The sequence below is a fragment of the Vogesella mureinivorans genome, from assembly GCF_007644035.1.
In the GTDB taxonomy this organism is placed as follows: Bacteria; Pseudomonadota; Gammaproteobacteria; order Burkholderiales; family Chromobacteriaceae; genus Vogesella; species Vogesella mureinivorans.
The window spans coordinates 44,412-57,037 of sequence record NZ_VMTV02000178.1 but is presented as its reverse complement, the minus strand read 5'-3'; the positions used below and the strand labels follow the sequence as shown (position 1 = coordinate 57,037).

Annotated in this window: 11 protein-coding genes; 4 read left to right on the top strand and 7 right to left on the bottom strand. The window is 62.1% G+C overall.

What is annotated here, in order from left to right; genetic code table 11:
* Positions 1 to 87: 87 nt before the first annotated feature.
* The 6 genes from FLQ44_RS06615 to FLQ44_RS06590 form a co-directional block, all read right to left on the bottom strand.
* The gene (locus FLQ44_RS06615) at positions 88 to 930 is read right to left on the bottom strand and encodes a substrate-binding periplasmic protein (RefSeq protein ID WP_147693637.1); all 843 of its coding nucleotides are present in this window, start codon (positions 928 to 930) and stop codon (positions 88 to 90) included.
* Positions 931 to 988: 58 nt separating this feature from the next.
* Positions 989 to 1,756, bottom strand: a complete 768-nt coding sequence (locus FLQ44_RS06610; RefSeq protein ID WP_147693636.1) for a substrate-binding periplasmic protein — start codon at positions 1,754 to 1,756, stop codon at positions 989 to 991.
* Between the two features lie 121 nt (positions 1,757 to 1,877).
* Positions 1,878 to 3,671 carry an aminopeptidase P family protein gene (locus FLQ44_RS06605; protein WP_147693635.1) on the bottom strand — a complete coding sequence of 598 codons (1,794 nt, stop codon included), beginning with the start codon at positions 3,669 to 3,671 and terminating at the stop codon, positions 1,878 to 1,880.
* Positions 3,672 to 3,878: 207 nt separating this feature from the next.
* Positions 3,879 to 5,060 carry an acetyl-CoA C-acetyltransferase gene (locus tag FLQ44_RS06600; RefSeq protein ID WP_147693634.1) on the bottom strand — a complete coding sequence of 394 codons (1,182 nt, stop codon included), beginning with the start codon at positions 5,058 to 5,060 and terminating at the stop codon, positions 3,879 to 3,881.
* 72 nt (positions 5,061 to 5,132) lie between these two features.
* Positions 5,133 to 6,908 (bottom strand): PHA/PHB synthase family protein, encoded by a 1,776-nt coding sequence (locus FLQ44_RS06595; protein ID WP_147693633.1) that lies wholly within the window; start codon positions 6,906 to 6,908, stop codon positions 5,133 to 5,135.
* 303 nt (positions 6,909 to 7,211) lie between these two features.
* Complete coding sequence (locus tag FLQ44_RS06590) at positions 7,212 to 8,822, bottom strand: methyl-accepting chemotaxis protein (protein ID WP_147693632.1); 1,611 nt, start codon at positions 8,820 to 8,822, stop codon at positions 7,212 to 7,214.
* A gap of 114 nt (positions 8,823 to 8,936) precedes the next feature.
* Between FLQ44_RS06590 and FLQ44_RS06585 the strand changes: the two genes are divergently transcribed.
* The 4 genes from FLQ44_RS06585 (at position 8,937) to FLQ44_RS06570 (ending at position 11,714) form a co-directional block, all read left to right on the top strand.
* Positions 8,937 to 9,581, top strand: coding sequence for a fumarylacetoacetate hydrolase family protein (locus FLQ44_RS06585; RefSeq protein ID WP_147693631.1), 645 nt, complete (start codon positions 8,937 to 8,939; stop codon positions 9,579 to 9,581).
* On the top strand, positions 9,578 to 9,985 hold the full coding sequence (locus FLQ44_RS06580) for an RNA-binding S4 domain-containing protein (RefSeq protein WP_017509238.1): 408 nt from the start codon (positions 9,578 to 9,580) through the stop codon (positions 9,983 to 9,985). Before FLQ44_RS06585 ends, FLQ44_RS06580 begins: the two co-directional genes overlap by 4 nt.
* A gap of 148 nt (positions 9,986 to 10,133) precedes the next feature.
* Positions 10,134 to 11,282, top strand: coding sequence for an MFS transporter (locus FLQ44_RS06575; protein ID WP_147693630.1), 1,149 nt, complete (start codon positions 10,134 to 10,136; stop codon positions 11,280 to 11,282).
* Positions 11,283 to 11,339: 57 nt separating this feature from the next.
* Positions 11,340 to 11,714 (top strand): YybH family protein, encoded by a 375-nt coding sequence (locus FLQ44_RS06570; protein WP_147693629.1) that lies wholly within the window; start codon positions 11,340 to 11,342, stop codon positions 11,712 to 11,714.
* A gap of 7 nt (positions 11,715 to 11,721) precedes the next feature.
* On the opposite strand, the gene FLQ44_RS06565 is transcribed toward FLQ44_RS06570, so the two are convergent.
* Positions 11,722 to 12,495 (bottom strand): helix-turn-helix transcriptional regulator, encoded by a 774-nt coding sequence (locus FLQ44_RS06565; protein WP_147693628.1) that lies wholly within the window; start codon positions 12,493 to 12,495, stop codon positions 11,722 to 11,724.
* Between the last annotated feature and the right edge of the window lie 131 nt (positions 12,496 to 12,626).

Sequence of the window (12,626 nt, the reverse complement as noted above, 5' to 3'; positions counted from 1 at the left end):
GGGATGGGGCGCTTCAGTCACGCTCTTCCACTTGATAGCCAAACATATTCGCCTAACTGACTAGCATTAGCCGTGAGGCGGGTTTTTTCATGGTGTGGCGGCCAGTGTGCCACTGGCATCGTTTGGCGGCGCGGTGGGTGTGGCGGCTGTTGGCACCAGCGCCGGGTCGTGGCTGTGCAGGGCTACTTGCTCGACTGGCGGCTCCAGCGGTAGCCAGCGCAGGTGGATGGCCAGATAGCTGCCATCTTGCAGCATGCCTTCCAGTGCTTGCTGCCAGCGTCGGATGGTGTCTGGCGCCGTGCCACGGGAAAAACTCAGGTACAAGGGCAGGCTGCTGAGCGTGGCCACCGGGGCAATGGCCTGTGACGGCGTATTGGCAAAGCGCAGCTGGGTGGCCACGGCCGTGTTGGCTTCTACCCACAGGCGGGCCCGGTTGGCCAGCAGCAGCCGCAGGCCTTGCTCGCTGTCCCGTGTGCGAGTGGGGCGAAAGCCGGCTTCCTGCGCGGCCGCCTCGGCGATGCTGTCTTGTGCGGCCACGCTGGGCTCGCGTGCCAGCTGGGCGGTGGGCAAGCTGGCCAGTGCTGCCGCGTTGCGAGGCAGGCTATAGGCGGTAACGCTGGCCACCATGATGGGCCCGAGCTGGGTGAAATCGCGGCGGTTGTCGTCGGTGTCGCCCAGGGTAAACATCATGTGGTCCGGCTGGCTGCGCAGTAGTGCGCTGGCGTGGTCCCAGGATTTGAGCAGGATGGGTGCGGTGTCACCGGTGCGCTGTTGCAGCTGCTGCACGATATCTACCGCCATGCCGGCTGGCTGGTCTACGGCATTCAGATAGACAAAGGGTGGCCATTCTTCGGCCAGGATAGTCAGCGGCGCAGCCTGGCCAAACCGGGGCAGCAAGAGGGTAAGCAGGAATAGTGCGCGCAGTAGCATTTTGGGGTATGACGCATGGCTGGTTGGCAGTCATCATAACACCGATTGTCTGACAATATCAGCGCTGTATGCCCAGCCGCTCTACCTGCAGGGGTACCGGGTCTTGCGGGAACCAGTGCTGATGGATGGTGGCAAAGCTGCCATCCTGTTTGATGTCCGCCAGGGCTTTTTCCCAGCGCAGGATAGTATCGCGTGGCATGTTGGGCGAAAAAGCCAGGTACAGGCTCAGGCGGTCCAGCGTGGCAACGCGCTCTACCGTGGCCAGCGGCAGGCCCTGCTCGCGCAAGACATTGCCCACCACCACATTGCCTTCTACCCATAGCTTGACGCGGCCGGCGGCCAGCATGCGGGCCGAGTGTGCCGGGTCGGTAGTGGGGAAAACATTAAACCCCCGGCTGTGGGCGGTGCTTTCAAAAATGCTGCCGCGGTAGGCGGCGGTGGGTAGCTTTTGCATGGCAGCGGGGCCGAGCTTGCGGATTTCTGCCGCGTGCTGGCGCAGGGCAAAGACGTCGGTGCTGGATACCAGGACGGGGCCTACCAGCGTCATCAGCCGTTCGCGCTCGGCGCTGCGGCCAACGGTAAACAGCATCACGTCTTTTTCGTTCAGCAAGCTATTGTAGGCGCGTGCCCAAGGCTGTACCTGGATGGGGGTGGTGTCTTTTAAGCGCTCTTGCAGTAGCTTCACCACTTCTACTGCCATGCCGTCGGGCTGGCCTTTGCTGTTGGTGAAACTGACGGGTGGCCAGTCTTCGGTCAGCAAGGATAGCGCGGCCGCGGGCAGGCTGGTGGCCAGTAGGGTTGCCAGCAGTATCAGGCGATATTTCATGGATTATCCACGTGCCAGAATGTTGACTTTAATATGGCACAGTTACAAGTTGGCCGCACGGTACATTGTTACCGTGCGGCCAACTTGTTTTTGCCGCGACACGGGCGGCTTGGGCAGCGCCTTACAGTGTGCGGGTGGCGTGCTGTAGCCAGGCCAGCGCGTCGCCGCTCACCAGCGGGCTGATGCGGGCATAGACCTGGGCGTGGTAGGCGTTCAGCCAGGCCAGCTCGGCCGGGGCTAGCAGCGCGGGCAGGATGCAGCGGGTGTCGATGGGGCACAGTGTCAGGGTTTCAAAGCGCAGGAAGTCGCCAAATTCGCTACTGCCGGCGTCCACATTCAGCAGCAGGTTTTCGATGCGTACACCCCAGCGGCCCGGGCGGTAGATACCCGGCTCGTTGGAGGTGATCATGCCGGTTTCCATGGCCATGTGCGGCTCGGGGATGGCGCGCGAAATGCTTTGCGGGCCTTCGTGCACGTTCAGGAAGTAGCCCACCCCGTGGCCTACACCGTGGCCAAAGTCGATGTTGGCCTGCCAGATCGGCGCGCGCGCCAGCGCGTCCAGCATGGGCGATAGCGTGCCCTGCGGGAAGTGCGCCAGGCTGAGCTGGATCATGCCTTTCAGTACCAGGGTGCAGTCGTACTTTTGCGCTTCGCTCGGTGTGCCTACCGCTACCACGCGGGTGATATCCGTGGTGCCGCCGTGGTACTGGCCGCCGCTGTCGATCAGCAGCAGGCCGTCGCCGCTAATCTCGCTGTGGCTTTCTTCGGTGGCGCGGTAGTGTGGCAGCGCACCATTGGCGTTGAAGCCGGCGATGGTGGCAAAGCTGGGGCAGACAAAGCCGGGGCGGCGGGCGCGGGCGGCGCTGATCTGCTCGTCGATGGTGAGCTCGGTAATGCGGCTGCGGCCAACGTTGGCCTCGAACCAGGCAAAGAACTCGGCCAGTGCAGCGCCGTCTTGCGCCATGGCGTCACGCACGAAAGCCGCTTCTTCCGCCGTTTTGCGCGATTTCAGCAGGGTGGACGGGTTGATGGCTTCGACTACCTGTACGCCGTCGGCTACCGCCTGGCGCAGGCCCAGAGTAATGCGGCGCGGGTCCAGCAGCAGGCGGCTGCCGGTGGGAAGCGCGGCCAGGGCCGGCTTGGCGGCGTGGTAGTCGGCGACGGTGATACCGTCGGCGGCCAGCGTGGCGGCCAGCGCGCTGTCGATCTTGCCGGCGCCGACAAACAGCGTGGCGCCATCGTGGTGCAGTAGCGCGTGCGACACGAATACCGGGTTGTAATTCACGTCGGCACCGCGCAGGTTGAACAGCCAGGCGATGTCGTCCAGTGTAGAGATAAAGTGCGCGTCGGCGCCGTGCTGCTGCATGGCGGCACGTACTGCGGCCAACTTGGCGTGGCGCGGGGTGCTGGCAAACGGCGGCAGGTGTGCGTAAACCGCTGCGGCGGGCAGGGTGGGGCGATCGGCCCAGATGGCCGCCAGCGGGTCGAAGTCGGTGCGCAGGGTGGCGCCGGCCTTGTTCAGTGCCGCTTGCAGTGCGCGTGCGGCGGCCAGGCCCAGTACGTCGCCATCTACTGCCAGTACGTTGCCGCTCACCAGGTTGGCCGCCAGCCAGTCCAGGTGCAGCGGGCTGGCCACGGTCTGGATTTTCATCAGCTGGATCTCGCTACCGGCCAGCTCTGCCTCGGCCTGTACCCAGTAGCGGCTGTCGGCCCACAGGCCGGCAAAGTCGCGGGTCACGATCAGCGTGCCGACCGAGCCGTGAAAGCCCGACAGCCAGCGGCGGCCCTGCCAGTAGCCGGGCAGGTATTCGGACAGGTGCGGGTCGGATGACGGAATCAGACAGGCGGTTATGCCGTGCTGCTGCATGCTCTGGCGCAAGGCGGCCAGGCGGGCGGAGACTGGGGTGGCGCTCATGATGGTTCTCGCTGGAATATTGTATTCATTTTGCGGCGACAGGCAGCGGCTGGCAAGTCGGCCAATGGGACAGGACGCAATGTTCTGCAAACAGAATGCCGCTCGGCAGTGCATTCATGCCAAGGGGCTTGGGGTGCGGCGCAGTCAATGAAGCACAATAAAAAAGCCCCGCCGTAGCGGGGCCTTGCTTGCCGATGGATACCGGACTTATGGGCGCTCTACTGCCAGCGCCACACCCATACCACCGCCGATGCACAGGGTAGCCAGGCCTTTTTTGGCGTCACGGCGCTGCATTTCGTGCAGCAGGGTCACCAGAACACGGCAACCGGATGCACCGATAGGGTGGCCCAGGGCGATGGCGCCGCCGTTCACGTTGACCTTGTCAGCACTCCAGCCCAGCTCGCGGGCCACACCCAGCGCCTGGGCGGCGAAGGCTTCGTTGGCTTCTACCAGATCGAGGTCTTCTACTTTCCAGCCAGCTTTGTCCAGCGCCTTGCGGGTAGCGGCTACCGGGCCGATGCCCATGATTTCCGGCTCGCAGCCGGTCAGGGCGTAGGATTTGATGATGGCCAGTGGCTTCAGACCCAGCTTGTCGGCACGCTCGGCGGTCATCAGCATCACGGCGGCAGCGCCATCGTTGATGCCGGAGGCGTTACCGGCGGTAACGCTGCCGTCTTTCTTGAAGGCCGGGCGCAGTTTGGCCAAGCTGTCGGCCGTAGCGCCGGCCTTGATGTATTCGTCTTTGGCAAACGCTACCGGGTCGCCTTTACGCTGTGGTACCAGTACCGGCACGATTTCGGCATCGAACTTGCCCGCTGCCTGCGCGGCTTCGGCACGGTTCTGCGAGGCCAGGGCCAGCGCGTCTTGCTCTTCACGGCTGATGCTGTACTTGGCTGCCACGTTTTCGGCGGTAATGCCCATGTGGTAGTGGTTGTAGGCGTCGGTCAGGCCGTCGGCCACCATGGTATCCACCAGCTGGGCATTGCCCATGCGGAAACCATCACGCGAGCCCGGCAGGATGTGCGGGGACAGCGACATGCTTTCCTGGCCGCCGGCAATCACGATCTCGGCATCGCCATTGGCAATGGCTTGGGCGGCCAGGTGCACGGCGCGCAGGCCGGAGCCGCATACCACGTTCAGGGTGGAGGCCGGGGTGGAAACCGGCAGGCCGGCTTTGATCAGTGCCTGGCGGGCAGGGTTCTGGCCGGCGCCGGCGGTCAGTACCTGACCTAGGATCACTTCACTCACGTCTTCCGGCTTCACGCCGGTTTTTTCCAGCAGGCCCTTGATCACGGTAGCGCCCAGTTCCGGGGCCGGGATTTTGGCCAGGGAGCCGCCAAAGCTGCCAACGGCAGTACGCAGTGCTGCAACGATAACGATGTCTTGCATGGTTTTCTCCAGGTTGTTCTGTTCTGTGCCAGATTCGGGTGAAGCCGCAATCTAGCACAGAAGTTTTGCAGATTATTGCAGGGTGGCCAGCTGGGCCGGCATGGCCTTGGCTTGCACGTATTCGCCCGGCGCGTCGCACAGGGCTGGCAGTTCTTTGCTGCCAAAGGTTTTCGGGGCGGCGACTTTCTCGCCGGACTGCGGTGCCAGCCAGCCGTCCCAGTCTTTCCACCAGCTGCCCGGGCGGCTTTCGGCGCCGTCCAGCCAGGCGTCGGCACTGGCTGCTTGTGCGTCATTCACCCAGTAGTTGCGCTTGTCTTTGGTCACCGGGTTGATGGAGCCGGCAATGTGGCCGGACGCGCCCAGTACGTAACGGCGGGAAGGCGCACCGCTGAGGTATTTCACGCCGTCGTAGGCCGATTGCCACGGTACGATGTGGTCTTCGCGGGCGGCAAAAATGTACAGCGGGACGTCGATCTGCGATACGTCGATCTTCACGCCGCACAGCTCGATGCTGCCCGGCTTGGTCAGCGCGTTGTTGATGTAGAACTCTTTCAGGAAGAAAGTGTGCATCGGCAGTGGCAGGTCTACCGCGTCGTTGTTCCAGTACAGCAGGTCGAACGGTGGCGGGGTTTTGCCCAGCAGGTAGTTGTTCACCACGTAGTTCCACACTAGGTCGTTGGCGCGCAGGCTGGCAAAGGTACGGCCCAGCTCCTTGCCGCTGACGATGCCGCCATCGCCGGTGGCCAGCTTGGCTTCGCGCGCCTGGATCAGCTTGTTGTCGATGAAGACCTTGATTTCGCCCGGCTCGGTGTGGTCCAGCAGCGAGGTCATGAAGGTGGCGCTGTCGATGTAGTTCAGCTTGCGGTGTTTCATCACGCACAGGGCGGTGTTGAGGATAACGCCGCCGATGCAGAAGCCCAGCGCGTTCATCGATGGTTGTTTGGTGATCTTGCGTACCGCTTCGGTGGCAGCGATCACGCCTTCCTCGATGTAGTTGTCCCACTTGTAGTGCTTCATGTCCGGGGTGGCCGAGCGCCAGCTCACCAGGAACACGCGATAACCCTGGGCCACAAAATGGCGCACCATGGAGTTATCCTGCTGCAGGTCCATCAGGTAGTACTTGTTCACGCACGGCGGCACGATCAGCAGCGGCTTTTCGTATACCTGCTCGGTGGTGGGGGTGTACTGGATCAGCTCGATCAGCTTGTTGCGGAACACCACCTTGCCCGGGGTGCAGGCAATGTTTTTGCCGATCTCGAACTTGCTCTCGTCAGACATGGAGATGTGACCCTTTTGCAGGTCTTCCACCATGTTTTTCATGCCTTCTACCAGGCTTTCGCCTTTGGTTTCCAGCGCGCGCTTGACCACTTCCGGGTTGGTCAGCATGAAGTTGGTCGGTGCCATGGCGTCGATATACTGACGGGTGGCAAAGGCCAGGCGTTCTTTGTCTTCGCCTTCCAGCTGCGATTTGTCTACCAGCTCGGTCATCCATTTGCTGGTGAGCAGATAGCTTTGTTTCAGGAAGCTGTAAAACGGGTGCTCGTTCCATTCCGGGGCGGCAAAGCGGCGGTCGCTGGCGGCAGGCTGTGCGGCGGGGGCGCCACCGGCCGGCTGGCCCAGGAAAGAGAGCCAGATGTTCATCTGTTGCTGGTACAGGTTGTTTTGCAGGGCAACAAACTGGTTGGCGTTGTCTACCATTTGCTGCCAGGCGCCGGCCATGGGGTTGGCCGCATCTTGTGGCGACAGGCCGCTACCCAGCGAATTCACGAACTGCTGCATCCACTTTTGATTGGCTTCGGACAGGTTGGCAAAAAAGCTGTCCAGTGATGTGGTGGTTTCCTGACTCATTGATATCTCCTTCAAATGGGGGAAGACAAACAGGCCGTGCTGCCTTGCGTGACAGGATGTTTTTCTTGTTGGGCGCAATCTGTTGAGTAAAGACTTTACCACTGGTTTATGACAAAACACAGCCAGACCATGCTGCGTTGCGATATAAACGCGGGTAATGGGTATACGGGCAACAACAGGTGGCAGCCCGGTGTCGGGCTAATGACGAGAGTATGGCAGAATTATTGCTATGACATGCTGCATGGCATTAAATATACCGGCAGCCCCATCGCCGACGCCGCGGCGAAGGGGCTGCCGGCATGGTCATACGCTGAAGTTTTTGACTTTGTCTTCCAGGTGGTCTGCCTTGTCTTCCAGCTGGCTGGCATAGCTATCCAGGTTTAGCGCGCTGTTGGCGTTGTTTTCCGATAGCTGGGCGATCTGTTCTACACGGCGCGCCATGTCGTTGCTGGCAGTGCGTTGCTCGGCCAGGGCGTCGGCAATTTCGCTGGCAGATTGTGATACCTCGTGAATGCTGCACTGGATGCGCCCGATGGCGTCCTGCATTTCTGCCGTCAGTGCCTCGCCTTTGCTGACCCGGCTCACGCTTTGCTGCATGGCCAGGTTGGCCGCCTGGGCGGACTGGGTGATCTCGCGCACCATCTGGTCTATCTGCACGGTGGACTGCGCCGAGCGCTCTGCCAGCTTGCGTACCTCATCGGCCACCACCGCAAAGCCGCGCCCCAGGTCGCCGGCACGGGCGGCCTCGATGGCAGCATTCAGTGCCAGCAGGTTGGTCTGGTCGGCTACGTCACGAATCACATCCAGCACACTAACAATGGTGTGGCTTTGCTGGGTCAGCGCGGCTACCTGTTGTTCGCTATGCCGTATGGCGGCGCCGATGGCGGTGATTTCCTGCAAGGTGGCATCGATCACCCGCGAGCTGTCGCTGGATGCCTTGCCCGCCTGGCTGGCACGCTGCTGGGCAATATCGGCACTGTCGGCAATGTGGGTGATGCTGACGGCAAACTGCTCTACCGTGCTGGCAATGGACGCCGTGGCTTCGCTTTGCTGGCGCGAGCTACTGCTGATGGTGTCGGAGGTCTGGCCAATCTGGCGCGCCATGTCGTTAATGTTATCGCTGCTGCTGCGTACGTCCTGGATAATGGCGCCCATATTGTCCAGCAGGCTGTTGAGCTGGCGGGAAATCACGGCCAGCTCGTCTTTGCCGCGCACCGGTATGCGCAGGCTCAGGTCATGCTTCTGCGTAATGACCTGGCAGGTATCGGCCAGCTCGCGCACGCTGCTGTTCAGCCGGCTGGCCAGGCGCCAGGCCATGATGCTGCCTATCGCCAGGCTCAGCAGCAGGGCGGCGGTGGCAAGTAGTATGCTTTGTTGCAGGTTTTGTTCGCTGCTGTGGTAGTTTTTCTCGGCTTCGGCCAGCTGCAGGTCTATCAGCTTGCTGATGTCGGTGCTGAGCGGGTCTACGGCAGGGTAGAGCTGGCTGTTGGCCAGTGCTTGCAGTGCTTCTTTTTGCCCGCTTTGCATCAGCTGGCTGGCTTGGCGGGCAACACCCAGTGCATTGCTTATCTTGGTTTTGGCCTGCTCTACCAGGGCGGTCTCTTCTGCAGTGAGGTGGGTGGCCGTATAGGCAGACCACTGTTTGCTGAACTCTGCTTCTGCGGTGGCAATGGCGGCGCTGCCGTCTGCGGGTGACAGGGTGCCGGCATTGGTTTTATGGATGGTGTCCACCACGTTTACGGCAAACATGTCGGCGACGACTTTTAGCTGTTTTAGCGGGATGACACGGTCCTGATAGGTAGTAGCAAAGGCGCTATTGCTTTTCTGCAGCAGGAAAACCATGCTGCCGCACAGCAAAACCATCAAGATAAGCAGGCTGCCTGCCAGCCAGAAAACCCGTGCCTTGATACTCATAGCGCCCCCTTTATGTGCCGATTCAATATCATGCTCTTATCTGTTTTTAGTGTATTTTGGGTTTTGTTGTAGATTTCTGTTGTTAAAGCCAATTCATTTGATAGGTATGGATTTATGAATGTTTGTCTGGCTGGGGTAGAGCAGCGTGCCAATACCCTGTTTTGCATTGGTCGTAACTACGCCGCCCACGCTGCCGAGCTGGGGAATGCCATGGAAGAAGAGCCGGTGGTATTCCTGAAACCGGCGGCGGCGCTGCTGCCCAGCGGCCAACCTTTGCAGCTGCCCGCTTTTTCGCAAGATGTGCATTACGAGTGCGAGCTGCTGGTGCTGATCGGCCGCGATGCCGACAATATTGCCGAAGCCGACGCGCTGCAGTACGTGGCCGGCTACGGTATCGGGCTGGACCTGACCGCGCGTGATGTGCAAAGCCAGGTAAAAGCCAAAGGCCTGCCGTGGACCAAGGCCAAAGGCTTTCGCGGTGCCGCCTGCGTATCCGCTTTTGTGCCAGCCAGCGCGCTGGACCCGTTGGCCGCACGCTTTACCCTGCAGGTAAACGGCCAGCTGCGCCAGCAGGGCGACACCACGCTGATGCGCTTTTCGGTGCCGTACATCGTGAGCTACCTGTCGCAGGTATATGGCCTGCGCGCGGGCGATGTCATTTTTACCGGCACGCCGGAAGGGGTAGGGCAGCTGCACGCGGGTGATGTACTGCAGCTGGACCTGGGGGTGGTGCAAGCGCAGTGGCAGGTGGCAGCATGAGCAAGGCAAAGTTGGCCGCAGACGACGACAAAGTCCGGCTGGACAAATGGCTGTGGGCGGCACGCTTTTTCAAGACGCGCCAGCTGGCGCACGAGGCGCTGGAGCTGGGCCGCGTGCTGGTGAACGGCGAGCGGGTCAAGGCCTCGCGCGTGGCGCGCGAAGGCGAGCTGCTGCAGATCCGCATCGACAAGCTGGTGTACAACGTCACCGTGCTGGGCCTGGCCACCCAGCGCCGCCCGGCGGCGGAGGCGCGGCTGCTGTATAGCGAAAGCGAAGAGTCCATCGCCGCGCGCGAGCACCAGATCGGCCTGCAAAAAGCCGAGCACGCCAGCTTTCCGTATGGCGACGGGCGGCCCACCAAGAAGGCCCGCCGCGATATCGTGCGCTTCAAGGACAGCTGGTAAGCCTGCCACCCGCCGCGTGCACGGCTGCTGCTGGCACGAAACAGTCTGTTTTATGGCCAGCCGGGGCATGCGTGCTTCATGTGCCGGGGCTTTTGCGCTATATTGACGCCCCGGTGCGTGGCACCCGCTTCCCCTTTTGTTCTGCATCATGTCTGCATCTGCCCCTCTGGCTGCCCTGGCGGCGTTTTATTTTTCCTACTTTGCCTTTCAGGGTCTGTTCGGCCCGTTCTGGTCGCTATACCTCGAATCGCTGTCTTTTAATACGGTCCAGATCTCCATCCTGATGGCGCTGTCCACGCTGGCGCGCATTGTGGCGCCCATGTTCTGGGGCTGGCTGGCCGACCGTAGCGGCCAGCGCCGCGCCATCATGCTGTGGACCTCGGTGGTGTCCATGGCCAGCTTTGTGATGGTGGCCTGGCAGCACAGCTTCTGGGGCATGTTCATCTGGCTGGCGGTCAACCATTTCTTTTGGGCCGCCGCGCTGCCGCTGGGCGAGGCGTCTACCGCGCACCTGACGCGCAGCCAGCCGGGGCGCTACAGCCGGGTGCGGGTGTGGGGCTCTATCGGCTTTGTCTGCTTTGCCGCCAGCGGTGGCTACCTGCTGAACCTGATCACCATGGCCAACTTGCCGTGGCTGATCGTTGGCCTGCTGGGCTTGATCGTGCTGGCCTGCTGGCGCGTGCCAGAGGTGGCCATCGAGCGCCATAAAGCCCGCACGGAGCCGATCTGGGCCACGGTGCGCCAGCCGCACGTGGTGGCGCTGTTTGCCTGCTGCTTTTTGCTGTCGTTTGCCATGGGGCCGTACTACAACTTTTACTCCATCGGCCTGAAAGAGGCGGGTTATAGCGCCAGCACCACCGGCCTGCTATGGGCCGCCGGGGTGATGGCCGAGATTGTGGTGTTCTGGCAGATGCCGCGCCTCATGGCACGCTTTACGCTGGAAAAGCTGATGCTGGCTTCGCTGCTGGTGTCCGCGCTGCGCTTTGCGCTGATGGCCACACTGTTGCCGGTGGTGGCGGTGGCGTTTGCGGCGCAGCTGGGCCACGCCTTTACCTTTGGCGTACACCACGCCGCTGCCGTGGGGCTGATTCACCGCAACTTTGCCGAGCATCACCAGGCACGTGGCCAGGGCCTGTACACCGTGGCGTCGTTCGGCATTGGTGGCAGTGTCGGCGGCCTGCTGGGCGGCGTGCTGTGGCAATACGGCGGCGTGCAGCTGACCTTTGGCGTGTCTACCCTGGCGCTGTTGCTGGGCGTGGCGGTGTGTGTGAAGTGGTTGCGGCCAACTGCGCCTTGATGAACCAGGCGTAGTGGTGTGCCACCATTGGGTAAACCGAGTTTTCAGGAGAGGCAGATGCAGCAGACACCCGAACAGGCCTTGCGTGCTTATGAAGCAGCCTTGGCTACGTACGACTGGGTGCAGATTGCGCCTCTTATCCACCCCGATGCCTGTTTCGTGTTTTCCAGTGGCACGCATCTGGGGCGAGAGGCCATCGGTGAAGCAGTGCGCCGAGTTTTTACCATCATCCGTGACGAGCAGTACCGCATTGGCGAGTTGCAATGGGTGATGCAGACCCCGTCGTTTGCCACTTGTGTTTACCGTTTCGAGTGGTGCGGCGTAATCGATGGCCAGCCGGCATCTGGCGCAGGGCGAGGTACTTGCGTACTGGTTTGCCAAGACCAACGTTGGCTATTGCTAAACGAGCATCTGGGGCCGTTGCCGGAGTAACCCATTTTTACAACAGCATCACCAGCTTCAACTCCGGCGCGTGCGCCAGCCGTAGCGTCAGCTGCTGATAGCTTAGCCGCCCCTGGCGGGCGTGGTTGAATACCCGCTCGCCGCCTTCTCTCCCCAGTACATCCTGCTGTCGCCACAGCTCGTCAAATGTCGCGCTGGCTTCGCGCAGGCTGGCGATCAGCGCGGTGGCGGCTTCGTGCTGCAATACGCTGGTGTCGGCGCGAAACTCGGCCACCATGCGCCGCGCCCGCGTGGGCCAATCGTCCACCAGCTGCGTGGCCAGCGGGTGGCAGAACATGAACTGCAGCAAGTTCTTGCTGCCCGGCTCGTCCAGCCAGCCGGTAAACAGCGCGCCGGCTTCAGCATTCCAGGCGGGTACCTGCCACAGCGCATCCAGCACATAGGCTGGCCGGCTGATGTGGGCGGTGGCCGCGGCCAGCATCTGTTCGGCCTCGGGGTTGGCCGCAGCGCTGCTGTGTTGCGGGTTCTTCTGCCCGGCCAGGTTGAACAGGTAGTCGGTTTCGGCGCGTGACAGCTGCAGGGTGCTGGCTAGCGCCGCCAGCGTGGCGGCGGATACCGACTGCGTGCGGCCTTGTTCTATCCAGGTCAGCCAGGTGGGGCTGATGCCGCATAGCGCGGCCACCTCCTCGCGGCGCAGGCCTTTGGCGCGGCGGCGGCTGCCGGCGGGCAGGCCGGCGTGCTCTGGCTGCAGGCGCTCGCGGTGGCTGCGGATAAAGTCGCCTAGCGGGCTGGGTTGGCTGGGCTTGCTCATGCGTGGGCCTGTGCTGTAGCTGTTAGTGTTAGTACTAGTATAAAAGCTTATCTTGTACTAGGAAAACGCCTGCGTCATGATGGTGGCCAACGCAGGATTTGCGCCGGCGCAAAGCCGGGCTGTGCTACATG

What these genes read in the sequence shown, in the direction of transcription:
- FLQ44_RS06610 (WP_147693636.1), bottom strand. Translation starts at nt 1,756, where the DNA reads ATGAAATATCGCCTGATACTGCTGGCAACCCTACTGGCCACCAGCCTG.
- FLQ44_RS06565 (WP_147693628.1), bottom strand. Translation starts at nt 12,495, where the DNA reads ATGAGCAAGCCCAGCCAACCCAGCCCGCTAGGCGACTTTATCCGCAGC.
- FLQ44_RS06575 (WP_147693630.1), top strand. Translation starts at nt 10,134, where the DNA reads ATGTCTGCATCTGCCCCTCTGGCTGCCCTGGCGGCGTTTTATTTTTCC.
- FLQ44_RS06605 (WP_147693635.1), bottom strand. Translation starts at nt 3,671, where the DNA reads ATGAGCGCCACCCCAGTCTCCGCCCGCCTGGCCGCCTTGCGCCAGAGC.
- FLQ44_RS06595 (WP_147693633.1), bottom strand. Translation starts at nt 6,908, where the DNA reads ATGAGTCAGGAAACCACCACATCACTGGACAGCTTTTTTGCCAACCTG.
- FLQ44_RS06570 (WP_147693629.1), top strand. Translation starts at nt 11,340, where the DNA reads ATGCAGCAGACACCCGAACAGGCCTTGCGTGCTTATGAAGCAGCCTTG.
- FLQ44_RS06615 (WP_147693637.1), bottom strand. Translation starts at nt 930, where the DNA reads ATGCTACTGCGCGCACTATTCCTGCTTACCCTCTTGCTGCCCCGGTTT.
- FLQ44_RS06600 (WP_147693634.1), bottom strand. Translation starts at nt 5,060, where the DNA reads ATGCAAGACATCGTTATCGTTGCAGCACTGCGTACTGCCGTTGGCAGC.
- FLQ44_RS06590 (WP_147693632.1), bottom strand. Translation starts at nt 8,822, where the DNA reads ATGAGTATCAAGGCACGGGTTTTCTGGCTGGCAGGCAGCCTGCTTATC.
- FLQ44_RS06580 (WP_017509238.1), top strand. Translation starts at nt 9,578, where the DNA reads ATGAGCAAGGCAAAGTTGGCCGCAGACGACGACAAAGTCCGGCTGGAC.
- FLQ44_RS06585 (WP_147693631.1), top strand. Translation starts at nt 8,937, where the DNA reads ATGAATGTTTGTCTGGCTGGGGTAGAGCAGCGTGCCAATACCCTGTTT.